Here is a 24,003-nt window from a genome sequence, read left to right as displayed (position 1 = left end):
CGTTACCCTTGGTTGCGGTCGCCGAGGAGTTTCCCGACGAGCTGCGCGGTGTAGTCTACAATCGGAACGATCCGCCCATAGTTTAGGCGTGTCGGGCCAATGACCCCCACCGCACCGATAATCTTACGGTCAGCGTTCATATATGGAGACACGACCAAAGAGGAACCCGAAAGTGAGAAAAGTTTGTTCTCAGACCCGATAAAAATGCGCACACCGTCGCCCTGTTCGGTCAATTCGAGGAATTCTGCGATGTCGCGCTTGCGCTCAAGATCATCAAACAACTGTCTGATCCGGTCAAGCTCTTCTGCGTGGGCGTCTTCTGCCAGCAGATTTGATCTGCCCCGTACGATCAAACGGCCCGACATGTCGCCGTTTTCGTCCCACATGGCGAGCCCCTGTTCCACAAGGATCGCGGCGAGGGAATCAAGCTCCCGACGCTTCAGCGCGATGTCGTCTTTGATCGTGCGCCGCAGGTCGGACAGGGTTTTACCCTCGACCAGCGCGTTCAGAAAGTTCGCCGCTTCGCGCATGGAACTGGGTGTTTGCCCGGGTGGTGGTGTGAACAGACGGTTTTCAACATGGCCATCGGTGAACACCAGAACCACAAGCGCCTGATCCCCACCGACAGGAACAAATTCGATATGCTTTATAGCAGCTTCGTGTTTTGGCGTCAGAACAAGCGATGCACCATGCGTAACCCCAGACAGCGCCGCTCCGACACGATCAAGCACAGATCCAACATCTTGGCTGTTGCTAGAGACGGTTGCGTCGATCTTCTGGCGGTCGTCCTGATCCAGATCGCGAACCTCAAGCAAGCCGTCCACAAACATGCGCAAGCCCAGCTGCGTTGGAATTCGCCCGGCGCTGATATGGGGGCTGTCCAGCAAACCCAGAAATTCAAGGTCCTGCATGACGTTGCGGATTGTGGCCGCTGACACTTTTTCATCAAGCGTCCTGGTCAATGTCCGTGAACCGACAGGTTCTCCGTTGGACAGATAGCCTTCGACGACCTTACGGAACACCTCGCGCGAGCGATCATTCATTTCGTCCAGAAGTTTTGATCCGTCGCTCAATCCCTCACCTCATCTTGCTGATACGGTTCTACGTATGCCAGACTATGGGGTTGCGAAACCCGAAAGCCTAACTGTATCCGTACACGGCAATCAAAGGGATATGCCATGCGACCGTCAGGACGGAAATTAAGCGAAATGCGCGCGGTTTCAATCGAAACCGGGATCAGTAAGCACGCAGAGGGATCTTGCATGATCCGTATGGGAGATACCCATGTTCTTTGCACCGCCACAATCGAAGACCGCGTACCGCCTTTTATCAAGGGATCTGGCCTTGGATGGGTGACCGCAGAATATGGCATGCTGCCCCGTTCGACCACGAGCCGGATGCGCCGCGAAAGCTCTGCTGGCAAGCAGCAAGGCCGCACAGTTGAGATTCAACGCCTCATTGGCCGCAGCCTGCGCGCCGGCGTTGACCGCGTTGCGCTTGGCGAACGCCAGATCAGCATCGACTGTGACGTGATTCAAGCCGATGGCGGCACACGCTGTGCGTCGATTACAGGCGGTTGGGTTGCGCTGCGCCTTGCCGTCAACAAGCTGATGAAGGTTGGGGATGTAAAAACAGATCCGCTTATTTCTCCAGTTGCTGCGGTAAGCTGTGGGATTTACGCGGGTCAGGCTGTTCTTGACCTTGATTACCCCGAGGACTCCGAAGCTGGCGTCGATGGTAACTTCATCCTGCGCGGTGACGGTCAGTTGATCGAGGTGCAAATGTCGGCCGAAGGGTCCACCTTCTCGCGCGATCAGATGAACCAACTCTTAGATCTGGCCGACGCTGGCATTCAGGAACTCGTTGCGCTTCAGATCAAGGCAACAGAATGACACGCAAATTCGAAGGTAAGCGGCTTTTGGTGGCGACCCACAATGCGGGCAAGCTCGAAGAAATCGCGGATCTTTTGAAGGACTACGGAGTCTCGGTCGTTGGTGCGGCCGAGATGAACCTACCCGAACCCGTTGAGGACGGCACGACATTTGTAGAAAATGCGCGCCTCAAAGCCCATGCGGCCGCCAAGGCAACGGGCCTGCCCGCCCTATCGGATGACAGCGGTCTTGAGATTGACGCTTTGAACGGCGCACCTGGCGTTTATACCGCCGATTGGGCAGAAACAGAAACAGGTCGTGACTTTGTCATGGCAATGGAAAAGGCAAACGCCGCGATCCTTATGTCGGGCGTTCCCGCGCCCTGGACGGGCCGCTTTTGCTGTACACTTGTTCTAGCGTGGCCGGATGGACATGACGAAGTGTTCCCCGGCACAATGAGCGGTCAACTTGTGTGGCCCATGCGCGGTAATCAGGGCCACGGCTACGACCCAGTGTTCCAGCCCGACGGATATGACATTACTTTCGGGGAAATGGATCGCTGGGAAAAGAACAAAATCAGCCACCGCGCAGACGCGTTCCGTAAATTCGTGGCGGGATGCTTTGCCTGAACTTTGGCAAGAGCGGGGCTTTGGCCTTTATGTCCACTGGCCTTTCTGCGCCGCAAAATGCCCGTATTGTGACTTTAACAGCCACGTTAGAGCCGAAGTTGATCAATCCATTTGGGCAGACGCCCTGGCGGCAGAAATCCGTAGAACCGGCGCAAAAACTGGCCCTCGTGTTTTGTCATCAATCTTCTTTGGCGGCGGCACACCGAGCCTGATGGAGCCCTCGGCCGTTGCAACGGTCCTAGCAACAGCGCGCGACGTCTGGGATTTTTCCAACGACATCGAGATCACCCTTGAAGCAAACCCAACGTCCGTGGAAGCGCATCGCTTCGAAGGCTACGCTAGACATGGCGTGAACCGCGTATCCCTTGGTATCCAATCTCTAAACAAGCCCGATTTGGTCAAACTCGGTCGACTTCACAGCGTTAAAGAGGCCCAAACAGCCTTTTCTTTGGCACGACAATTCTTTGAGCGCGTGAGTTTTGACCTCATCTATGCACGTCAGAATCAAACGCTAGACGACTGGCGGCATGAATTGGGCACCGCCTTGGACATGGCCGTTGATCACCTGTCACTGTACCAGCTCACAATCGAAGAAGGCACAGCGTTTTGGGATCGCGCGCAACGGGGATCGTTGAAGGGATTGCCGACAGATGATCTTGGCGCTGACCTATACGATCTGACGCAAGAGATCTGCGAACGGGCGGGGTTTGTCGCCTATGAAGTGTCAAATCATGCCCGACCCGGCACTGAATCCCGGCATAACCTACTATACTGGCGCGGCGGGGATTACGCGGGCATCGGTCCCGGTGCGCATGGTCGTCTAACGCTCAACGGGCGCCGCTTTGCAACTGAATGCTGGAAGCAGCCAGAAGCCTGGTTGAAAGCCGTATCTGGAGGCTCGGGTATAAAGATATCAACAGAGTTATCACAGCTAGATATTGAGGACGAACGCCTCATCATGGGGCTGCGTCTCATAGATGGTCTAGATATCGGGGATATTGCCAATCTTATTGATTGGCCACGGTTCGATCGCCTTCTGAAAGATGGGATGATCTGGCGACAAGATAACAGGATCGGGGCAACCGCACTGGGCCGCCCTTTTCTCAACCATCTGATTGCACAACTGGCAAAAAGCTAAGTCAGCGCGCCGCGCTCAGGACCATGCACAACGCGTCAAGATCTTCGAGGCTGTCGTAGCTGATCATCACAGATCCGGATTCTTTTCCCGCAGCATGATTGATCGATACTTTCATTCCCAAAGCGGCGGATAAATCGGCCTCAAGTGCCTTGGTGTCTGCATCTTTTGACCCGCCAGAGGATGGCGACATAGATGCCTTTTTTGGTGTAGCGTCTGGATTCAACGCATCCTTGACCAACTTCTCGGTTTCCCGCACAGACAAGCTACGACGCATGACTTCGCCAGCAAGGACAACCGGATCGGGCGCTGTTACCAATGCGCGGGCATGCCCAGCGGTCAGATTTCCATCGGCAACCGCCTTTTTCACTGCGTCAGGCAAGGTCAACAAGCGCAGAAGGTTAGCGATATGGCTCCGACTTTTGCCTAAGGCCTGCGCAAGCTTTTCTTGAGTGTGACCAAATCGGCCCATCAGCTGGTCATAACCAGCTGCCTCTTCAATCGCATTCAAATCAGCCCGTTGGATATTCTCAATGATTGCGATTTCAAGCACGTCTTCATCTGAAAACTCGCGCACAACGACTGGAACCTCGTGAACTCCAGCAGCTTGCGCCGCACGCCACCGGCGTTCGCCCGCAACGATCTCAAATTGCGTATCAGACGATCCACGCTGCCGCACGATCAGAGGCTGGATGACACCCTTGCTTCGGATGGAATTTGTCAAATCCTCCAATGCATCGGGGTCAAAACGACGGCGCGGCTGATCTGGATTTGGGAAAAGCTGGTCAACAGGCAATGTTCGCGTCGAGCGACGGCTTGCCTGTGTATCAATCTCTGCATTTGGCTCAATATCCGCCATCAAAGCGGACAATCCACGGCCAAGGCCTCGGCGCTGCTCTTTTTTATCAGACACGATCTTCCCCTACGCCGCTGACATTGTTTCTTGCTTGCCCAAAAACTCTCGTGCCAAGGCGCGGTAGGCAATCGCTCCTTTTGAGGAGGTATCATACTCGAGAACGGACATCGCGTATGACGGCGCTTCGCTCACCCGTACATTTCGTGGAATAACCGTTTTGAACACGAGATCCCCAAGATTGTCCCGCGCGTCGGTTTCTACCTGCTGAGACAAGTTATTGCGCGCATCGTACATTGTCAAAACAACCCCTTCGATCCGCAAATTCGGGTTCGCAGACTGGCGCACCTCTCGAATTGTGAGCATCAGCTGGCTAAGCCCCTCAAGAGCAAAAAATTCACTTTGGAGCGGGACAAGAACGGAATGCGATGCCACCATCGCGTTTACTGTCAAAAGATTCAGCGACGGCGGACAATCGATAAGAACAAAATTGAACGCAAACCCATCCATATCTGTTTGCCGCAACGCATCATGTAGCAAAAAACTGCGCTTTTCGTTAGCGATAAGCTCAATATCAGCAGAGCTTAAGTCTGTGGTTGATGGCACGAGACTTAGGTTTTCTTGTGCCGTACGGCATATGATGTCACCGAGCGGAAAATCATCGAGAAGCAGATCATACGTCGTCGCATGCCGATCCTCTGGCATCACACCCAAGCCTGTGGACGCGTTACCTTGCGGATCAAGGTCGACCAAAAGAACTTTTTGACCGATTTCGGCGAGTGCAGACGCAAAGTTAATCGCGGTGGTCGTTTTACCTACGCCACCCTTTTGATTGGCTATGGCAATAATTTTTGGTCCGGGAGGACGTGTTGGATCATACACGAGAAAGACCTCCTATCTGCAAAATTGCAGCGTCTGACTGCGTCAAACTTGTATGAGCTTCACAAGTGAATCGCCACTTCTTTTGCGCTTGTGAAACCTCTTCCTGCCATGTGCCCCCTTTTTGGAACAACGCTGTTCCACTCTGGGACATGTGATATTCTGCAAAACCCAGAAGCCCAGTCAAATCTTTCAACGCCCTTGCGCTTAATACATCTGCCTCAAGAGGTGGGATGTCCTCAATTCGCTTCGCAATAACTGTAAACTTTGTTTTTGTTTCACGTGAAACAGTTCTCAGAAAGGTCGCTTTGCGCTGATCGCTCTCGACCAGAGCAACATCGAGACCTTGTGACGACAGAACTATCGCTACCACAGCTCCTGGGAATCCCCCACCAGAACCAAGATCAACCCACCGTTTAGCATCTGGTGGACACAACGATGCGACTTGAAGAGAATCGGCAAAATGCCTTTGGCCTGCATCCTTCAATGAAGCGCTAGAAACCAAGTTTATTTTGGGAGACCACTTCTTGAGAAGTTGAAGATAAACATCAAGCCTATCCTGTGTTTCACGTGAAACATTCATCCAACGGCTTTCTCTTGCTTTGGTAGCGCACGGAGCCGAGACAAAATCAATAACAGCCCAGACGGTGTCATCCCATCGATGCGAGAAGCTTGTGAGATGTTTCCCGGTTTGGATCTGGAAAGCTTCAATTTCAACTCGTTCGAAAGGCCTTCAATTGCGGAAAAATCAAAATCAGATGGAATCACGTGCCCCTCATCACGACGAAGCGCTTCGATATCCTTGGACTGCCTATCAATATAGTTCGCATAGAGGGCATCTTTTGACAGCTGATCTTTCGTATCCGTATCAATCATATCCAAATCCGGTGCAATGGAAGCCAAAGCATCCCAACTCACGGCCTCAACAGACAAAGCTTCAAACCCACTCCGCCTGGCTCCATCCTGTGAAATAACAACACCCGCATCGACCAATTGCCGAGACGTTACCGTGAGCGCATCAAGCAAGCCTTTACCTGTTTCCAGCTTTGCCATTTTAGCCATGAACGCGGCGCTGCGCGCCTCGGAAACACATCCAAGCTCAATACCAAGAGGTGTCAGTCTTTGGTCTGCATTGTCTGCACGCAAAGACAGGCGGTATTCTGCCCGAGACGTGAACATTCGGTACGGTTCGGACACACCTCGGGACGTTAGATCATCAATCATTACACCAATATAGCTGTCAGACCGGCTAAAAGTGGTCGGATCGCCGCCTTGCGCACGCCGAGCAGCATTCAATCCGGCCACAAGGCCTTGTGCCGCCGCCTCTTCATAACCAGTAGTGCCGTTAATTTGACCGGCAAGGTACAGACCCTCTCGATTTTTAAGAGAAAGATCCAATCTTAACGCACGTGGATCAATGTAATCATATTCAATCGCATAACCAGGTTGCAAAATCTCGGCCTTTTCAAGACCCTTGATGGACCGCACATAGTCGAGCTGAACATCCTCTGGCAGCGACGTTGAGATACCGTTGGGATAAATCGTATAGTCGTCAATTCCCTCGGGCTCCAAGAAGATTTGATGCGAGGTTTTATCTGCAAAGCGTAGGACCTTGTCCTCAATTGAGGGGCAATATCGAGGACCAACACCGCCGATATGCCCGCCATACATCGCAGAACGGCCAAGGTTGTCTCGAATAATTTGATGTGTCCGCTCATTCGTATGGGTGATCGCGCAAGATACCTGCCGCGCCTGAGGCGCTTTGGACAGGAAAGAAAACATGACCGGATCATCATCCCCCGGCTGTTCATCTAAGCCGTCCCAATTGATTGTCCGACCATCCAATCTCGGTGGAGTTCCAGTCTTCAAGCGCCCAAGCGGAAGTTCAAATGACTCCAACGTTTTAGCAAGTTCGTTAGATGGCTTTTCGCCCATCCTGCCACCAGAGATCTTTTGATCCCCAATGTGGATGATCCCTCGCAAGAATGTTCCCGTCGTCAGGATAACAGATGAGGCGGTCAGCGTCTGATCATGGTCGATCTTTACGCCACAAACAACCTCACCCTCCAAGACGAGGTCAGTCACCTCACCAATTACAATATCAAGATTTTCGCGCGTTTTCGTCTCAGCCAGCATCTCACTTTGGTAGATCTTGCGATCTGCCTGCGCGCGCGGGCCCTGCACCGCGGGCCCTTTCCGTCGATTCAGCAGCCTGAATTGTATTCCCGCTTTATCTGCAACACGGCCCATCACACCGTCGAGTGCGTCAATCTCACGAACCAGATGGCCTTTTCCCAGACCTCCAATTGCCGGGTTACATGACATAACGCCGATTCCAGCCTCGGTCAAAGTAACCAAGGCTGTTCTAACTCCCATTCGAGCAGCAGCATGAGCGGCTTCACAACCTGCATGACCGCCCCCGACAACGATGACATCGAAATCAAATTGTTTCACGTGAAACACTCCTTACTTTCCGATGCAGAAACTTGAGAACACTTTATCTAGCACATCTTCAACATCGACACGACCCACAAGCCGTTCAAGTTCAAAAACAGCCGAGCGGAGTTCTTCTGATGCCAGCTCGTAATGGTTGGGACCGAATTCAGAGAATTCCATGGCCCGCGCAAGGAAACCCCTGCCCTCAACCAGTACATCGTTTTGCCGCTTGTGCGAAACCAGGCCAGCCGAAGTTGCCTGCGCCAAAAGATACAGTTTTACATCTTCAACCAATCGATGAACACCGTCACCTGTCAAACCCGAAACACCCCGACCATCCGCACGGAGATCCGATTTACCATCAACAACGATATCACCCTTCAACGGAGTAAGATCGCCGAAGTCCCCGTCGCCCTTTAGAAACACACGCAAGTCTGCGGCTTTAGCGCGATTCACCGCCCGTTGGATACCTATTGATTCAATCGTATCCGATGTTTCCCGCAGACCCGCAGTATCAAGAAAAGTAACCGGAACCGAACCTAGATCCATCCGAACTTCGATCACATCCCGTGTGGTGCCCGCAATTTCTGAAGTAATCGCGGCATCCCGGCCTGCAAGAGCGTTCAAGAGTGTTGATTTGCCGGCGTTAGGTGGCCCAACAATTGCAACCTCAAATCCAGACCGCACCCGTTCTGCGACACCGAAACCTCGAATTTCTCGATCAATGGTTTCAATAACCCCGGTCAATAATCGCTTTACATCATGAGACACGTCGACCGGGACCTCTTCATCCACAAAATCAATCGTCGCTTCAAGCAAAGAGAGTGCTTGGATCAACTCCGAGCGCCAGCTTTCCGCTTTTTCCCTGAGTCGGCCTGTAAACCCCTTAAGGGCTTGCTTGCGCTGCATCTCTGTTTCGGCGTCAATCAAATCCGACAGCGCTTCAACCTGCGTCAGATCCAGGCGACCATTGTTCAAGGCACGGCGGGTGAATTCCCCCGCTTCTGCCGAGCGAAAACCGCTTACAGCTTTCAAACAATCAAGAACCGCATTGATGATCGCTATTGACCCATGAACATGGAGTTCGATCACAGACTCGCCGGTAAAGCTCGCGCCCTCTGAGAACGCCAAAACCAGCGCTTCGTCGATAAAGCCTTGGTCAGCGTGAACAAGGCGACGCAGCGCGGACTGACGGGGAACGGGAACGTCAAAGCCAAAAAGCTTACATGTCTGAAACGCGCCTGGACCAGACACGCGGATCACCGCAACCCCGGATTTCCCCGGAGTTGTCGTTAGCGCAAAGATCGTGTCCATGCTGATACACGCCCGTCAAAACTATGAATTCATAGAGTCAAAGAATTCTGAATTCGTCTTTGTTTGCTTAAGTTTAGAGATCAGGAATTCAATCGCATCCGTGGTGCCCATGGGGTTCAGGATACGCCGCAGAACAAAGGTTTTCTGTAGGTCAATTTTGTCGACCAACAGCTCTTCTTTGCGGGTGCCGGACTTGAGAATATCCATAGATGGGAAGACTCGCTTGTCCGCGACTTTGCGGTCCAGAACGATTTCTGAGTTACCCGTACCTTTGAATTCTTCAAAGATTACTTCGTCCATCCGGCTGCCTGTATCAATCAACGCAGTTGCGATGATGGTCAACGACCCGCCTTCTTCGATATTCCGGGCTGCACCAAAGAAACGCTTGGGGCGTTGAAGTGCGTTTGCGTCAACACCGCCCGTCAGAACCTTACCAGACGACGGCACGACTGTATTGAACGCTCTACCAAGTCTGGTTATTGAATCGAGAAGAATAACAACATCTCGTTTATGTTCGACCAAACGCTTGGCTTTTTCGATAACCATTTCCGACACGGCGACGTGGCGCGTAGCAGGCTCGTCAAAGGTCGAGGACACAACCTCACCCTTCACAGAACGCTGCATGTCGGTGACTTCTTCCGGGCGTTCATCGATCAAAAGCACGATTAGATAACATTCCGGGTGGTTGCGTTCAATTGAGTGCGCAATGTTCTGAAGCAGAACGGTTTTACCCGTCCGCGGCGGCGCAACAATCAATGACCGCTGGCCTTTGCCGATAGGCGCAACAAGGTCGATGATCCGGGCAGACCGATCCTTGATCGTTGGATCTTCGATCTCCATGTTCAGGCGTTCGTCCGGATAAAGCGGCGTCAAGTTGTCAAACGCGATCTTGTGGCGCGCTCGTTCGGGATCTTGAAAGTTGATCTGGGTGCAATCCATCAGGGCAAAGTAGCGTTCGCTGTCCTCTGGCGCTTTGATTTCCCCATCAATCGTATCGCCCGTCCGCAACGAGAATTTGCGGATCATCTCTGGTGAAACGTAGATATCATCAGGACCGGGTAGATAGTTTGCCTCTGGCGACCGCAGAAAACCGAAACCGTCCTGAAGCACTTCAAGGACACCTTCTCCAAAGACAGTCCATCCTTCATCCGCACGTTCGCGCAGAACTTGAAACATGATCTCGCCTTTACGCATGGTGGATGCGTTTTCGATCTCAAGCTCTTCGGCCATCGCCAAAAGGTCTTTGGGACTTTTTGCCTTAAGATCGGCAAGGTGCAGCTTTTCTGTCATGAAATATCCAGGACTACGGGCAGGCGTAGTCTTATCTTGTTTGTCTCAGGAAGGTTTTGTCCAGAACAGGACATGCTTGGTCGTAGACCAGGGTCGCCATTTTGTCAAACCACCCTTCTTTCTTAAATATTATAAGAAAAATTTTAGGATTTGGTTGTCAGTAGTACAGGTCTTTGCCTGTGGATTAACATATCGTCCACGACTTATCCCGTGTTTACCCTGTTTGTGCAAAATGTGGGCATTTTTTCCTAACTTTATCTAGAAGATGCATAACATATTGAAAATAATAAGAATATCAAAAAAACTATGGTGGATAAATGTGGGATAAATCCGTGATGCGATCGTTAAGCTCTGGTCTTGTGAAGATCCTTCTTATCCATTCCACAGGCGGCAAAAGTGCCGGTGATGTCATGAGTAACTTGGTGAAATTTCAAAGACCTTGCTGAAACGGGCAGTTTTCCTCAAAACACCCCTGTAAACAAACATGGCTTGTCCGAAGAGTTGTCCACATGAATTTCGATCTTGTTCTGGCGTCCGGGTCGCAAATCCGTGCTGATCTGCTGCGAAACGCGGGGCTGCGATTCGATGTTCAGGTGGCTCGAATCGATGAAGATGCGATCCGACAGGCGCTTGAGGCCGAAGAGGCGTCACCCCGTGATATCGCTGATGCGCTGGCAGAAATGAAAGCGCGAAAGGTGTCAGACAAGATGCCTGGCGCCTTGGTTCTGGGTTGTGATCAGGTTTTGTCAGTGGAAAAAATGGTCTTTGCAAAGCCCAAATGCCGGGTTGAGGCACGGCTACAGCTGCAACAGCTACGGAACACGTCGCACACTTTGTTGTCCGCGGCGGTGCTTTACGAGGACGGAGAGCCAAAATGGCGGCATGTGGGCGTTGTGCGGCTTCGGATGCGGGATTTTTCGGATACATATCTGGAGGGTTACCTCGATCGTAACTGGGACAGCATTCGACACTCTGTTGGGGGCTATAAGCTCGAGGAAGAAGGTGCGCGGCTTTTCACACAGGTGCAGGGCGACTATTTCACGGTGCTTGGGCTTCCGTTGTTGGAGCTTCTCAACCATCTGACATTGACGGGACGGATCGACGGATGAGCGACACGAAAATTCCTTTGGCGGGCGTGATTGGCCACCCCATTGCCCATTCCAAAAGCCCAAACGTGCATGGTTATTGGCTTCGGAAATATGGGCTCAAGGGGCATTATATCCCAATGGACATCGCACCCGAGAAGCTGGGTGATTTGCTTCCCCGACTTGCTGAAATGGGGTTTGTGGGCGCAAATGTGACCCTTCCGCATAAAGAACGGGTGATGGATATTGCAGATCTCATCACGGATCGTGCGACGCTGATCGGGGCGGCGAACACGCTCATTTTCCGCAAAGACGGACGAATTCATGCGGATAATACCGATGGTTACGGCTTTATTGAAAACATTCGTCAATCTGTGCCTGACTGGAATCCAAAATCCGGGCCAGCCGTTGTCTTTGGCGCGGGTGGTGCGTCGCGGGCTGTTTTGGCGTCACTTTTGGATGTGGGTGTGCCCAAGATCATCCTGACCAACCGCACGCGAATTCGCGCTGAAAAACTGCGCGAGGATTTTGGCCATAGGGTGCATGTTGTCGAATGGGTGCAGGCGGGCAACGCGCTGGAAGAAGCGGATTTGGTGGTGAACACGACATCCCTGGGCATGACCGGCAAACCCGAAATGCGCGTACCCTTAGACGGATTGCGCCCCGGTGCCATTGTGAATGACCTTGTGTATGTGCCGCTGCGTACCCGATTGCTCGCCACCGCAGAAGACCGCGGATGTCGGGTGGTTGATGGGCTTGGCATGTTGCTGCACCAAGCGGTTCCCGGGTTTGAGCGTTGGTTTGGCAAACGTCCCGTGGTTGATGAAAACGTCCGCGCGGCTGTGTTGCGGTGACCTTCAAACTGGGGCTCACGGGATCGATCGGTATGGGCAAATCTACCACAGCCCAGTTCTTCGGTGACGCCGGATGCGCCGTTTGGGATGCGGATGCTGCTGTGCACCGCCTGTATGCGCCCGGCGGTGCAGCTGTGGCGTTGATGGCTGAGCAATTTCCAGATGCGGTGTCCGACGGTGCTGTCGACCGTGCCCGGCTGCGCGCGATCATCGCCGAGATGCCGGACGCGCTGTCGAGAATTGAACGCATTGTTCATCCGCTTGTCCGCGAAGATCGTGCACAGTTCGCGCAGACAGCTGACGCAGATATCCTCGTCTTCGACATTCCGCTGTTGTTCGAAACCGGATCCGATAGTGAAATGGATGCGGTTGTATGCGTCACTGTTTCACCTGAACTACAGGAAAAACGGGTTCTGGAGCGTGGCACCATGACCCGCGATCAGTTCCTTGCGATCCGTTCCAAACAGATGTCGAACGATGACAAATGCGCGCGCTCGGATTATGTGATCCAGACAGACACGCTTGAACATGCGCAGCAGCAGGTCCACAAAGTTTTGGATCAGATCAGGAAACAGATACTCCATGCGTGAGATTGTTCTCGATACGGAAACAACTGGGTTTGAGCCTGAACAAGGCGACCGCATCGTCGAAATCGGTGCGGTTGAGCTATTCAACCATGTGCCGACGGGCAAAACCTATCACCAATACATCAACCCTGAACGCGCCATGCCGAACGCGGCGTTCGAAGTGCACGGGTTAGGCGATGAATTTCTGCGCGATAAGCCACTGTTCGCAGATATCGCGCAGGCATTTGTCGATTTCATCGGCGACGCGAAACTGGTGATCCATAATGCCGCCTTTGATATGAAGTTCCTCAATGCAGAGCTGGCCTGGGTCAAACGCGCGCCGATTCCGTTTGATCGGGCGGTCGATACCTTGATGATCGCACGCCGTAAATATCCCGGCTCACCTGCGTCCCTGGATGCACTGTGCCGCCGGTTCGGGATCGACAATTCCTCCAGAACGCTGCACGGCGCGTTGCTCGATTCTGAAATCCTCGCCGAAGTGTATCTTGAGCTGATTGGCGGCAAGCAGCCGGATTTCGCGCTGAACGTGTCGGAGCAAAAACCCGACGCCGGTTCTGATGTGGGGGAATGGCGCCCGCGTCCGCGCCCTTCGCCGTTGCCGTCACGGGTGTCGGACAGTGAAAAGGCGGCTCATGCCGCCTTTGTCGAAGCCTTGGGCGAAGCCGCCTTGTGGAAGCGGATTTAAGCGTTAGGCGTTTGCCGTTTCCACAGGCGCGCTTGTCCGACGTGCCAGCTCTGCGCGATAAAGCTGAAGGAAATCAATTGTTTCAAGGTTTAGCGGCGGGAAGCCCCCGTCGCGTGTCACGTCGCTGACGATGCGGCGCACAAACGGGAAAAGCATGCGCGGGCATTCGATCAGCAGGAACGGATGAAGCTGCTCTTCCGGGACATTTTCGACAAGAAACACGCCAGCATATTCCAGTTCTAGAACGAACAGCGTGTCGGCACTTTCTTTTGCTTTTGACGTCACCTGAATTTTCAGGATCACTTCATACTGGTTTTCTGTGTTGCGCTTTTTGGCGTCCAGGTTGACCTGAAGCTGTACGTCCGGCTGAACCTCACCCTGAACACCCTTTTGGGCGAGGATGTTTTCAAAGGACATGTCCCGCACGAATTGTGCAAGGACGTTCATTTTCACGGGTGCTGCCTGCGGCGCAGCGCCGTTTGTGGCGGGTTCCGGCGTATCAGCCATGTGTCTCTCCCTCGGATCGAGCGGTTTCAATAATCGACTGTTGCTTATCAGCGGATCTTGGCAGTCTCAATGCTTCGTCCAGCCAGAACCATGATGCGTGGGTTTCTTCGCATCGTTCAATTCATGAAAATCGCCGTCGATCACCGTGTCTCGGGGGTGGCGGCGGGGGTGATCAAATGGGTCGGGCTGCGGACCCATCTGGAATTGCTGCACCTTGATATGTTTGCGCACATAGCGGATCAGCGCCAGCCGGATCGGTGGAGCCAGTAATGCGAAACCAACCGCGTCGGTAAAAAATCCCGGAGTTAGCAGCAATGCGCCCGCCAGCAGGATCATGGCCCCGTGTGCCAATGCCTCAGACGGATCTTCGAGCCGCGAAAATGAACCACGTAGATTATTAAGCGCCATAATCCCTTGGGATCGTACAAGATAGGTGCCCAAAATTGCGGTCAAAACCACGATCAACAGCGTTGGCCACAGCCCGATCAGACCCCCGATTTGAATGAACAAACCGATCTCGATCAGTGGAACCAACAGAAAAGCCACAAATAGCCACATATCAGGACACTCCTTTCGCGGGACGTGCGGTGGACTATGCAACGCCCAACACCTACATAAGGACGCAACAACGACGTTTCCACTTTGGTCTGGGCGAGGTCCTAATGAATTCTCCGCTGATACAGCTTCTGGTGCTTGCGGGCATCGCCGTTTTCCTGATCCTGCGCTTAAAAAGTGTTCTGGGCACGCGGGAGGGTTTTGAAAAGCCGCCCCTGCCCAAGCAAGATCCCGCATCTTCGTCCCGTCGTGATTTCGAAGTCATCGAAGGTGGCCCGGATCATGATATCGTCGACCACGTTGATGCAGGAAGCGACGCCGCTGATGCACTTGCCCGGATGAAACGGGCAGAACCGTCTTTTGGTGTAGGTGATTTCCTTGGCGGCGCGCGCGGCGCCTACGAGATGATCCTGATGGGCTTTGAACGCGGCGATCTGGCCGAGATAAAGCCGTTCCTTGCCGAAGACGTTTACGAAACCTTTGCCGAAGTTGTCGAAGCACGCGAAGAGCAAGGGTTGACCATCGAAGCCGAATTCGTCGGTGTCCGGGAGATGACCCTGGTGGGCGCCACGTTCCACGACGAAACCGGTACGGCGGAAATCGCGGTCAAGTATATTGGCGAATTGACGTCGGTTGTCCGCGATAGCTCGGGCGAGGTTATCGAAGGATCGCCGACCCAAGTGAAGCGGCAGAAAGATGTCTGGACCTTTGCCCGACGTATGGGTGTGGATGATCCGAACTGGCAGCTTGTCGCCACGGGCGAATGATCCGACGGCTGGGCGCAGCCATTACATTGGGTGTTCTGATGACAGGACCTGCTGTGCCAAATGAGCCGGAAACACAATACGCGATCCTTGGATTCGAGGATTTGCAAGGCTGGGCCGAGGATGATCATGCCTCGGCCTTGACCGTGTTCAAAAACACCTGTGCAGATCTTGATGAACCCGATTGGGCCTCGCTATGTGCGTTGGCGTATGACGCAAAGGATGCGCGCCAGTTCTTTGAGCTGTTTTTCCGTCCGATGCTGATAACCGATGGCAAAGACCCGCTGTTTACCGGCTATTTTGAACCCGAATTGTCTGGTTCTCCGGTTCGGACGGGACCCTATCAGTTTCCGATCTACAAAATGCCAGCCGAAGCGAATGACCGTCGACCGTGGTTGACCCGGCGCGATATCCTGACAAGCGGTGTCATGGAGGGGCGTGGGCTTGAGATCGCGTGGGTTGATGACCCGGTTGAGCTGTTTTTTCTCCAAGTTCAGGGGTCTGGCCGGGTGCGGTATCCTGATGGGCGCATGATCCGTGTCGGGTATGGCGGTGCGAATGGGCACAATTACCGGTCCATAGGGCAAGAGCTTGTGCGCCGCGGCGTGTATCAGCCGCATCAGGTGTCCGCTGATGTGATCAAGAATTGGGTCCGTCGCAATCCGGCAGAGGGCCAGGACCTGTTGTATCACAACGACTCTTACGTGTTCTTCCGCGAAGTCAGTCAGGTTCCCGCTGACAAGGGCCCGCTTGGGGCGATGAACCGGTCGATTACGAAAATGCGGTCGATTGCTGTTGATCCGGCGTTTACGCCTCTGGGCGCGCCGGTTTGGATCGAAAAAGACGGCCGCGATCCGCTGCGACGTCTGATGATCGCCCAAGACACTGGGTCCGCGATCAAAGGCGCGCAAAGGGCCGATGTGTTTTATGGTACCGGAAATGAAGCAGGGCGCGAAGCAGGGCGCATCAAGGATCCTGGGCGCTTGATCGTGCTTATGCCGATCCAACGGGCCTACGCTTTGCTACCAGAGTCGCTGCAATGACCCGCCGAAAGCTGCGACCGGACGAGCGCGAACTTTGGCAAAAAGTTGCGCACTCAACCACGCCCCTGCCCCAAGCGTTGCGGCGTGCCGTTGAGACGCCACAACCAACCAGCCGCCGCAAAGCAGAGCCAGAACAGATGGATCTGCCAAAGGCGTTCGGTATCGGCACCAAGGCTTCGATGCCGCATGGGCGGATCACAACCCCACAGCCGACGCCAAGTCCCAAGCCGAACATGGACAAAAAGACGTTCGGCAAAATGCGGCGTGGCAAATTGGTGCCCGAAGCGAGGATTGACTTGCATGGCATGACGCTTGATCAGGCGCATCCGGCCCTGACACGGTTTATCCTGACCGCGTATTCTCGCGGATTTCGGCTTGTTCTGGTGATTACCGGCAAGGGCGAACGGGACGATCCGCACAATCCGATGCCACGCCAACGCGGTATTCTCAAACGGCAGGTGCCCATGTGGTTGCGCATGGCTCCGTTGAATACGGCGGTTCTGGATGTGGCCGAGGCACATATCCGTCATGGTGGTGGCGGTGCGTTCTATGTCTATTTGCGCAGAACCGCGCGCAGCTGATCCGCCACCTCCGCGGGGGCTTCTTCGTGAAGAAGATGCCCGTACCTCGCAAAGGATATCACGTCTGCATTCGGCATCTTGCGGGCGCTGTCGCGCACTGAGGACGGCGGTACAGCCTTGTCGTTTTCACCCACCAGAAAGGTGCAAGGTATGTCGATCTTGGGCAGATCCGCCACCAAACCGTCGAGTTTCCACTGGGCCATCATTAACAGGGTTCCATCAAGATGGGCGTCGCTGCGAAACAGCTTGGCATAAAGGTTGAGCCCCTCGGGTGAGATTTTGGAGCCGGTTGTTTCGAGCAGGGACACCACCTGCCCTGGTCCGGCCATGCGCCGTTTGATCATCTTTGCCATGATCGGGCTAAGCGCAACAACCCGCGCCGCTATGGGAAACAGAATCCCGGCCAGACCCTTGAAGGGGGCCAGAGCCGGGTTCACCGCAACCAATGGGACCGTCGCGCCCGAGGCCGGAAGGATTCGCAATCCCAACGCTGCGCCTGCTGAATGGGCAAGGATTGCTGCGGGATGCCAGCCTTCTTGCGTCATAAGCGCTTGCACATCCTGCGCCATAAGCGGCAGCGAAGACCGGTGCCGAGATCCCAGTTTTGTCAGGCCATGCCCGGGCAAATCCAGCGCGACCACATGATGATCCCGTGCGAGATCCGTCATCACATCGCGCCACGAATGGGTTGATCCGCTTGCGCCGTGCAGCAGCAGGATTGTATCGCCCTTTCCCATTTCCTGAACGTGCCAGTGGTGTGGCCGCACATCTACAAAGCGTGAATGATCCGCGTGGGGCCAAGCTGTCAAAGGGTTCGCCGTGCCCATGATGTCAGCCGCCAAGTGCGGTTTCGATGGCACGGCTTAGTCCCTTGGCATCGGCACGCGGCAGCGGAATGTATTGTGCATTCATGATGTCGCAGAGTGCGCGAAGGTCTCGGTGGGGCCGGACGGACGTGTCGATCATTGCGCTTGGAATGCCCAGCGACCGAACATGCCGCGCCATGGCTTGTGCGTCTTCGTTGGCGGCTGCGCGCCCGGTTTTGCCCGGCAACGGAACATTGGCGCGCCCATCAGTCAGAACCGCAATAGAGGGCGACAAACCTTGTGCGCGGGCGCGTTGTGCGAGCTCGGCGGCGGCCTTGAGGCCGGAGGCAAGCGGTGTACCGCCGCCTCCGGGTAGACCGGCCAATCGGCGTTTTGTCTGCACAAGCGACCGGGTCGGAGGCAGGATCAGATCTGCGCTTTCGCCCCGGAACGCAATGAGCGCAACATGGTCGCGGCGGGCATAGGCATCCGCCAGCATCAATTCGACCGCGCCTTTCGCTTCGGACAGGCGCGCAACAGCAGCTGATCCAGAGGCATCAACCGCGAAGATGACAAGCCGGTCCGAGACCTCTTGAAACACTTTCACATGAATGTCCGACGGACGGATCAGAACGCCTGTGCGGTCTGGCGTCTGCTTGCGGCGGATTGTCTGCCACGGGACCGCCGCGCGCAACGTGGCGACCAGATCAATCCGATTGCCACCGTCCAGCCGCCCTGCCCGTGACGGCAAAGGCCGTCCGCGCCGGTTGCCTTGCTTCTTCTGGCCCGCGCCGCCACTTCCGGATGCGGTTTTGACTCGCCCGGATCCTTCGAGAATGGCAAGCACATCGAACGGCAGGATCGCCTTGACCGCGTCGATCAAAAGCTCGTCTGGAAGGTTAAGTTCGGAGTTGTCCTGATCCGGGCTCTGCGTGTCCGGGGTATCTTCAGGCTGTGTGTCGTCCTCAGGCTCTGGGGTATCATCCTCGGCCGGCATTTGCGTTGCGCGGTGGGCGTAGACAAGCTGCACAGCAATTTGGAGATCGTCTTCATTCACCGTTTTGCGGCTGTTGAGTGCCGCATTTGCCCGCGCCGCTGCCAGTGCCATCAGAGGCGCGCGCAGCGAGTCGATCCCGAACCGTGCCGCTGTGACGGCAAGGGCGGTTGGCACCTCTTTGGGGGTCATCACCGCTGCCAAGCGCACTTTTGCAGCGTCAATATCGGCATTGTCCATCACCAGTTGGGCGACGGCGACATGACGCAACCCTTCGAGATCCACGCGGAAGGCAAGGCGCTCGGTCAGGGTGGTTGGCGCGATTTCGTCGTCCTCGGCCCCTTCATCCAGAAGGATCAGAGCGTGCCCGATCCCTGCATCCAGACCTTGGGCAAGCCGTGCGGCAAGGCCCGGTTCGCAACGTTCGGCCATCGTAAAGACCAGTGGCGTTGGCGTTTCAAGGATGCCTTTGGCGCGGATGACATGCCCGCGCGTGAGGGTTTCACCAATATCCACACCGCCGAAAAGTTGCAGATCTGAAATCGAGGGTGCAATGCGTCGTGCGGTGGGAAAGATCGTCTTGATGGGCGCGCAGAACATATCCCGCACGGGTCCTGCACGGGCGCGCAAGTGAAGGCCCCCCAACCCTGCCGGGTCGACCGCCAGAAGCGTCAGAGCCAATTGGCCCTGCACCTGAATGGCAGTTGGGTCTTCTTTCATGCAAAGACTTCCTCGACCGTGCGGTCCACGCGGGTCGACGATCCTGCATCGTCCAGCGGATCGCGGCGCAAGCGGTGACTGAGCGCCATGGATGCCACTGCGCGCAGGTGATCGCGGGTGACGGTCGGTTCATTTTGGTAGGCGGCCAAAGCACGCGCAGCGCGCAGCAGCGTCAATTCTCCGCGCAGCCCGTCTGACCCGATGGCAACGCACAGCCCGGCGCAGTCGCGCAGGGTGTCGTCAGGGGCGTCGATGGATTTAAGGGCCTCGCGCGCTGTAAGGATGGCATCGCGGATCTTGGTGTCCTCGACTGACCATTTTTCGACAAATGCATCCGGGTTGGTGTCAAACGCAGCGCGGCGGCGAATGACCTCGACCCGCTCTTCGATATCGTTGGGTGACCGCACTTCGACGGACAGGCCAAACCGGTCCAAAAGCTGTGGGCGCAGTTCGCCTTCTTCGGGATTGCCCGATCCGACAAGTACGAAACGCGCATCATGGCGGATCGACAGCCCTTCGCGTTCGATGACATTTTCGCCCGATTGCGCGACATCCAAAAGCAGATCAACCAAGTGATCCTCAAGCAGGTTCACTTCGTCAATATAGAGATAGCCGCGATTGGCCTTGGCCAGCAGACCGGGTTCAAACGCCTTTTCGCCGCGACTGAGCGCGCGTTCAATGTCAAGAGCGCCGACAAGCCGATCTTCGGTTGTGCCAAGCGGCAGATCAATCACTGGTGTGGGCACGTTGATCATTTTGCCCGACACCGGATCTGCCCAATCGGGGATCTCTGCCTCGGTCGCGGCATTGGTTGCACTGCCCTCAAGTTTGGTGATCTGAGGCAAAAGCGCCGCCAAGGCTCGCACCGCTGTGGATTTCCCCGTGCCGCGATCGCCAAACACAAGCACCCCGCCAATACCGGGGTCGATTGCGGTGAGGATCATGGCCAGTTTCATCTGGTCCTGACCAACGATGGCGGAAAACGGGAACGGATGTCTCATGCGGCGATATCCTTGAGAATACGAGGGGACTGGCCTTCCCAGGTGCCGATCTCGTCGGTCACCCGAAAGCGGGCATAGAGTTCTTCGCGGAACCACTTACCCTCACGTACGGCCTGGATTGCCTGAGCGTGGGGTCCGTTCTTCCGTGCGAATTCGGCCATGGCGTTGGAATCGGGCCAGATGGAAAAGGTGATCTGTTGCAGCAGCGGGACTTCTCCGATGCCGATTTTGAACAGCACGTTGGGGTCTGCGCCAATCACGCCACTGATGTCAGGCACGCGCTTCCAGAATTGCGCGGCAACACCGGGGCGGACTGTTGCGCGGGTCAGCGCGGCAATGGGGCCGGTTTGGTCTGGCGCTTCTTCGACAAAGGGCGATGCGCCCGACCAGGCACCGCGCGCCGAATATGGCGTGAGGAACAGCGTCCACGACTCGGACGCCTGTGCACGGTAGCGTTGAAAGATGCGTTCTGCGCTCAGTGCCGCACGCGCGCGGTCCAGATCAGGCCAGACGGTGAGGATCGCATAGACAGATGTATTGGGAATGGGCGTAAAGCCTTCGCCCGTGCCGGACCCGCAGAGTTTCCAGAACTGAATTCCGTCGATTCGCGGGAGCGACAGGCGCGCAGCACCCATCATGGTCAGCGCCCACAGCCGCGATAGCGGTGTGGCAAAGCGGTAAAAGCTAAGGCTCACAGTCTGCATTTTGGTTCCCATAGTGTCAACTAAGACTGACACATTCTCAATAAACAGGCAAGATACTGAATAATTTGACGCACCCCTCGGCAAAATATTGTAAAGTAAAGTTGACAGTATATCATGGACCAATGATGACAAAACTTGACACGGCCCTTGCGGCACATTCTGACAAGCTTAGTTCTGCCCATGCGGTGGTGATTGGTGCTGGGCTGGGGGGACTTGCGTCTGCTATGCGCCTTGGTGCGATGGGCTACCGCGTGACGGTGATTGACAAGCTTGATGTTCCGGGGGGGCGCGGATCGTGCATCTGGAAAGATGGGCACCGCTTTGATCTGGGGCCGACAATTGTCACAGTCCCACAGGTTTTCAAAGAGTTATGGGCCGCGTGCGGCAGGGATTTCCACGAAGAGGTCGACCTGCGCCCGCTAGATCCGTTCTATGAAATCCGCTGGCCTGACGGGTCGAAATTCACTGCACGCCAGGATACGGAAGCGATGCGCGAAGAGGTCCGGCGCCTGTCTCCGGGCGATGTTGCGGGCTATGATAAATTTCTGCGCGACAGCGAAGAACGCTATTGGTTCGGGTTCGAGGACTTGGGCCGTCGGTCCATGCACAAGTTGACAGATCTGATTCGCGTGCTGCCACGGTTTGCGATGCTGCGGGCCGACCGGTCGGTCTATGCCCATGCGTCCAAGCGGGTAAAAGATGAGCGGCTGCGCATGGCATTGTCCTTTCACCCGCTGTTCATCGGCGGTGACCCGTTCAACGTGACGTCGATGTATATTCTGGTGTCTCACCTCGAAAAGGAATTTGGGGTGCATTACGCAATGGGCGGCGTTGCCGCGATTGCCGAAAACATGGCCAAGATCATTGGCGAACAGGGTGGCACTCTACGGATGGAGACCGAGGTTGACGAGATTCTCGTCAAGAACAAGCAGGCGCGGGGGGTCAAGCTCGCCTCTGGCGATGTTCTGACAGCTGATATCGTTGTGTCCAATGCTGATGCCGGGTTCACCTATGATCACCTGTTGCGAAATCAGCCGCGCAAACGCTGGACGCCGAAAAAGCTCAAGTCGCGTCGGTGGTCGATGGGTCTTTATGTCTGGTATTTCGGAACCAAGGGAACGCGCGACATGTGGAAAGATGTGGGGCACCACACGATTCTCAATGGCCCGCGGTACAAAGAATTGGTGCGCGACATCTTTATGGGCGGCAAGGTGCCGGATGACTATTCACTCTATGTCCACCGTCCCACTGTCACGGACCCAAGTGCTGCCCCTAAAGGCGATGATACGTTCTATGTTCTAAGCCCGGTTCCACATTTGGGTCATGACGATGCGGCAGATTGGAAAGAGCTGGAACGCGAATACCGTGTGCGCTTGACCAAGACGCTGGAAGAACAATTGCTGCCTGGTTTCTCGGAACGGGTGACCGCAAGCGAAGTGTTCACGCCCGAAACGTTCAAGGACAGGTATCTGTCTCCCCACGGGTCCGGCTTTTCGATCGAGCCGCGCATCCTGCAAAGCGCTTGGTTCCGTCCGCACAATGTGAGTGAGGAACTCAAAGGTCTGTTCCTGACCGGTGCGGGAACACATCCGGGGGCGGGGTTGCCCGGCGTTATTTCCTCGGCAGAAGTGTTGCAGCAACTTGTTCCCGATCCCGCGCTGGTCCGCGGATGACGTATCACACCGACATGGAGGCCTGCCGCGAAGCCATTCGGCACGGGTCTTTGTCATTCCACATGGCATCGCGACTGTTGCCCTCATCGGTTCGGGATCCGTCGCTTGCGCTTTACGCGTTTTGCCGATTGGCCGATGACGCGGTTGATTTGCAGCAGGAAAAGGCGGCAGCCGTTCTAAGGCTTCAGGACCGGCTAGAGCGAATTTACCAAGGCCAGCCGGAAAACGCCCCGGCAGATCGGGCTTTTGCCCGCGTGGTCGAGGAATTCGAGATGCCGCGCGCTTTGCCCGACGCACTTTTGGAAGGGCTGGCGTGGGATGCGATGGGGCGTCGCTACGAGACCTTGTCTGAATTGTTTGATTATTCGGCGCGCGTGGCCTCTGCCGTTGGTGTGATGATGTGCGTCTTGATGCGCGTCCGCGATCCACACGCCCTTGCCCGCGCCTGTGATCTTGGGGTGGCAATGCAGCTGACCAATATCGCGCGCGACATCGGTGAGGATGCGTTGGAAGGCCGGATTTATCTTCCAACAGAATGGCTGGACGAGGCCGGACTGTCGCCGCAACGGTTTCTTGATACGCCAAAACCGACCAAGGCGATCCGCCAGATGACGCGCCGGTTGGTGATGCAGGCAAACCGTCTTTATATGCGCTCCGAGGCGGGTGTTGCCGCACTGCCCATTGGATCGCGCCCCGGAATTTATGCCGCGCGTTTCATCTACGCGGGGATTGGCAGCCAGGTGCAGCGGAGCGGCTACGATTCCATTTCGTCCCGCGCGCATACGTCTAAATCACAAAAACTGGGCTGGCTTACCATATCGGCGGCGCGCGCTGCATTGACAACGGTGATGCCGAAATCCGCTGTTCTTTATGCGAGCTCTCTGCCCGAAACCAAGTTTCTTGTGCAGGCCGCGGGCCGTCAGGTAGATCGCAGATCACGGGCAGACGCGATTTTCGAAGCGCTGACGCAAGTGGCACAATGCGAGAAGGATCAAAGGGACGCCTTGAATGGCGCGCACGGGCGTCTTACTTGACCT

25 protein-coding genes are annotated in these 24,003 nt (G+C 55.4%); 12 read left to right on the top strand and 13 right to left on the bottom strand.

Features of this window, described 5'->3' with window-relative positions; translation table 11 throughout:
• Window positions 1–2: 2 nt before the first annotated feature.
• Entirely contained in the window at window positions 3–1,073 is a 1,071-nt protein-coding gene (gene hrcA, locus ACSHXH_RS06025) for a heat-inducible transcriptional repressor HrcA (RefSeq protein ID WP_435670870.1), read from the bottom strand.
• Window positions 1,074–1,178: 105 nt separating this feature from the next.
• Between hrcA and rph the strand changes: the two genes are divergently transcribed.
• The 3 genes from rph to hemW are packed head-to-tail and all read left to right on the top strand — an operon-like array spanning window position 1,179 to window position 3,638.
• The gene (gene rph, locus ACSHXH_RS06020; protein WP_435670869.1) at window positions 1,179–1,892 is read left to right on the top strand and encodes a ribonuclease PH; all 714 of its coding nucleotides are present in this window, start codon (window positions 1,179–1,181) and stop codon (window positions 1,890–1,892) included.
• Window positions 1,889–2,500, top strand: coding sequence for an RdgB/HAM1 family non-canonical purine NTP pyrophosphatase (gene rdgB, locus ACSHXH_RS06015; RefSeq protein WP_435670868.1), 612 nt, complete (start codon window positions 1,889–1,891; stop codon window positions 2,498–2,500). Before rph ends, rdgB begins: the two co-directional genes overlap by 4 nt.
• Window positions 2,493–3,638, top strand: coding sequence for a radical SAM family heme chaperone HemW (gene hemW, locus ACSHXH_RS06010; RefSeq protein ID WP_435670867.1), 1,146 nt, complete (start codon window positions 2,493–2,495; stop codon window positions 3,636–3,638). The genes rdgB and hemW overlap by 8 nt, the downstream gene beginning before the upstream one ends.
• Before the next feature lies 1 nt (window position 3,639).
• Here the strand turns inward: hemW and ACSHXH_RS06005 are convergent, their stop codons facing one another.
• The 6 genes from ACSHXH_RS06005 to rho are packed head-to-tail and all read right to left on the bottom strand — an operon-like array spanning window position 3,640 to window position 10,407.
• Complete coding sequence (locus ACSHXH_RS06005) at window positions 3,640–4,548, bottom strand: ParB/RepB/Spo0J family partition protein (protein ID WP_435670866.1); 909 nt, start codon at window positions 4,546–4,548, stop codon at window positions 3,640–3,642.
• A 9-nt stretch (window positions 4,549–4,557) separates the two neighbouring features.
• A complete protein-coding gene (locus ACSHXH_RS06000) occupies window positions 4,558–5,370 on the bottom strand; it encodes a ParA family protein (RefSeq protein WP_435670865.1) in 813 nt (270 codons plus the stop codon).
• Complete coding sequence (rsmG, locus tag ACSHXH_RS05995; protein WP_435670864.1) at window positions 5,363–5,950, bottom strand: 16S rRNA (guanine(527)-N(7))-methyltransferase RsmG; 588 nt, start codon at window positions 5,948–5,950, stop codon at window positions 5,363–5,365. Before rsmG ends, ACSHXH_RS06000 begins: the two co-directional genes overlap by 8 nt.
• Window positions 5,947–7,830, bottom strand: a complete 1,884-nt coding sequence (mnmG, locus tag ACSHXH_RS05990; protein WP_435670863.1) for a tRNA uridine-5-carboxymethylaminomethyl(34) synthesis enzyme MnmG — start codon at window positions 7,828–7,830, stop codon at window positions 5,947–5,949. The genes rsmG and mnmG overlap by 4 nt, the downstream gene beginning before the upstream one ends.
• Before the next feature lie 3 nt (window positions 7,831–7,833).
• Window positions 7,834–9,117: a tRNA uridine-5-carboxymethylaminomethyl(34) synthesis GTPase MnmE gene (gene mnmE / locus ACSHXH_RS05985; protein ID WP_435670862.1), complete on the bottom strand. Its 1,284-nt coding sequence runs from the start codon at window positions 9,115–9,117 to the stop codon at window positions 7,834–7,836.
• Window positions 9,118–9,138: 21 nt separating this feature from the next.
• Window positions 9,139–10,407 carry a transcription termination factor Rho gene (gene rho / locus ACSHXH_RS05980; RefSeq protein WP_435670861.1) on the bottom strand — a complete coding sequence of 423 codons (1,269 nt, stop codon included), beginning with the start codon at window positions 10,405–10,407 and terminating at the stop codon, window positions 9,139–9,141.
• 509 nt (window positions 10,408–10,916) lie between these two features.
• Here rho and ACSHXH_RS05975 point away from each other — a divergent pair.
• From ACSHXH_RS05975 to dnaQ, 4 genes are read left to right on the top strand one after another with little or no spacing between them, the layout of a single operon-like run.
• The gene (locus tag ACSHXH_RS05975; protein WP_435670860.1) at window positions 10,917–11,516 is read left to right on the top strand and encodes a Maf family protein; all 600 of its coding nucleotides are present in this window, start codon (window positions 10,917–10,919) and stop codon (window positions 11,514–11,516) included.
• Window positions 11,513–12,346: a shikimate dehydrogenase gene (locus tag ACSHXH_RS05970; protein ID WP_435670859.1), complete on the top strand. Its 834-nt coding sequence runs from the start codon at window positions 11,513–11,515 to the stop codon at window positions 12,344–12,346. Before ACSHXH_RS05975 ends, ACSHXH_RS05970 begins: the two co-directional genes overlap by 4 nt.
• A complete protein-coding gene (gene coaE, locus ACSHXH_RS05965; protein ID WP_435670858.1) occupies window positions 12,343–12,936 on the top strand; it encodes a dephospho-CoA kinase in 594 nt (197 codons plus the stop codon). The genes ACSHXH_RS05970 and coaE overlap by 4 nt, the downstream gene beginning before the upstream one ends.
• Window positions 12,929–13,618, top strand: coding sequence for a DNA polymerase III subunit epsilon (dnaQ, locus tag ACSHXH_RS05960; RefSeq protein ID WP_435670857.1), 690 nt, complete (start codon window positions 12,929–12,931; stop codon window positions 13,616–13,618). Before coaE ends, dnaQ begins: the two co-directional genes overlap by 8 nt.
• A 3-nt stretch (window positions 13,619–13,621) precedes the next feature.
• Here dnaQ and secB read toward each other — a convergent pair whose 3' ends face one another.
• The gene (gene secB / locus ACSHXH_RS05955; RefSeq protein WP_435670856.1) at window positions 13,622–14,125 is read right to left on the bottom strand and encodes a protein-export chaperone SecB; all 504 of its coding nucleotides are present in this window, start codon (window positions 14,123–14,125) and stop codon (window positions 13,622–13,624) included.
• A 66-nt stretch (window positions 14,126–14,191) separates the two neighbouring features.
• Window positions 14,192–14,683: an FxsA family protein gene (locus ACSHXH_RS05950; protein ID WP_435670855.1), complete on the bottom strand. Its 492-nt coding sequence runs from the start codon at window positions 14,681–14,683 to the stop codon at window positions 14,192–14,194.
• A gap of 104 nt (window positions 14,684–14,787) precedes the next feature.
• Here ACSHXH_RS05950 and ACSHXH_RS05945 point away from each other — a divergent pair, with 104 nt between their 5' ends.
• Genes ACSHXH_RS05945 through ACSHXH_RS05935 form a run of 3 tightly spaced genes read left to right on the top strand, consistent with a single transcriptional unit; the run spans window position 14,788 to window position 17,068 of the window.
• On the top strand, window positions 14,788–15,447 hold the full coding sequence (locus ACSHXH_RS05945; RefSeq protein WP_435670854.1) for a Tim44/TimA family putative adaptor protein: 660 nt from the start codon (window positions 14,788–14,790) through the stop codon (window positions 15,445–15,447).
• Window positions 15,444–16,487, top strand: coding sequence for a murein transglycosylase A (gene mltA / locus ACSHXH_RS05940; RefSeq protein WP_435670853.1), 1,044 nt, complete (start codon window positions 15,444–15,446; stop codon window positions 16,485–16,487). The genes ACSHXH_RS05945 and mltA overlap by 4 nt, the downstream gene beginning before the upstream one ends.
• Window positions 16,484–17,068, top strand: a complete 585-nt coding sequence (locus ACSHXH_RS05935; protein WP_435670852.1) for a Smr/MutS family protein — start codon at window positions 16,484–16,486, stop codon at window positions 17,066–17,068. The genes mltA and ACSHXH_RS05935 overlap by 4 nt, the downstream gene beginning before the upstream one ends.
• Here ACSHXH_RS05935 and bchO read toward each other — a convergent pair.
• From bchO to crtA, 4 genes are read right to left on the bottom strand one after another with little or no spacing between them, the layout of a single operon-like run.
• Complete coding sequence (bchO, locus tag ACSHXH_RS05930; RefSeq protein WP_435670851.1) at window positions 17,041–17,928, bottom strand: alpha/beta fold hydrolase BchO; 888 nt, start codon at window positions 17,926–17,928, stop codon at window positions 17,041–17,043. The genes ACSHXH_RS05935 and bchO overlap by 28 nt on opposite strands.
• The gene (locus tag ACSHXH_RS05925) at window positions 17,900–19,588 is read right to left on the bottom strand and encodes a magnesium chelatase subunit D (protein WP_435670850.1); all 1,689 of its coding nucleotides are present in this window, start codon (window positions 19,586–19,588) and stop codon (window positions 17,900–17,902) included. The genes bchO and ACSHXH_RS05925 overlap by 29 nt, the downstream gene beginning before the upstream one ends.
• Entirely contained in the window at window positions 19,585–20,589 is a 1,005-nt protein-coding gene (bchI, locus tag ACSHXH_RS05920) for a magnesium chelatase ATPase subunit I (protein ID WP_435670849.1), read from the bottom strand. Before bchI ends, ACSHXH_RS05925 begins: the two co-directional genes overlap by 4 nt.
• The gene (gene crtA, locus ACSHXH_RS05915; RefSeq protein WP_435670848.1) at window positions 20,586–21,305 is read right to left on the bottom strand and encodes a spheroidene monooxygenase; all 720 of its coding nucleotides are present in this window, start codon (window positions 21,303–21,305) and stop codon (window positions 20,586–20,588) included. Before crtA ends, bchI begins: the two co-directional genes overlap by 4 nt.
• A 110-nt stretch (window positions 21,306–21,415) precedes the next feature.
• Here crtA and ACSHXH_RS05910 point away from each other — a divergent pair, with 110 nt between their 5' ends.
• Window positions 21,416–22,966, top strand: a complete 1,551-nt coding sequence (locus ACSHXH_RS05910) for a phytoene desaturase (protein ID WP_435670847.1) — start codon at window positions 21,416–21,418, stop codon at window positions 22,964–22,966.
• Window positions 22,963–24,000, top strand: coding sequence for a 15-cis-phytoene synthase (gene crtB, locus ACSHXH_RS05905; protein WP_435670846.1), 1,038 nt, complete (start codon window positions 22,963–22,965; stop codon window positions 23,998–24,000). The genes ACSHXH_RS05910 and crtB overlap by 4 nt, the downstream gene beginning before the upstream one ends.
• The last annotated feature ends 3 nt before the right edge of the window (window positions 24,001–24,003 follow it).

The organism is Marivita sp. (genome assembly GCF_051251565.1).
Classification (GTDB): domain Bacteria; phylum Pseudomonadota; class Alphaproteobacteria; order Rhodobacterales; family Rhodobacteraceae; genus Marivita.
The sequence above is the reverse complement of the archived record's forward strand: the minus strand, read 5'-3'. Positions and strand labels throughout refer to the sequence as shown.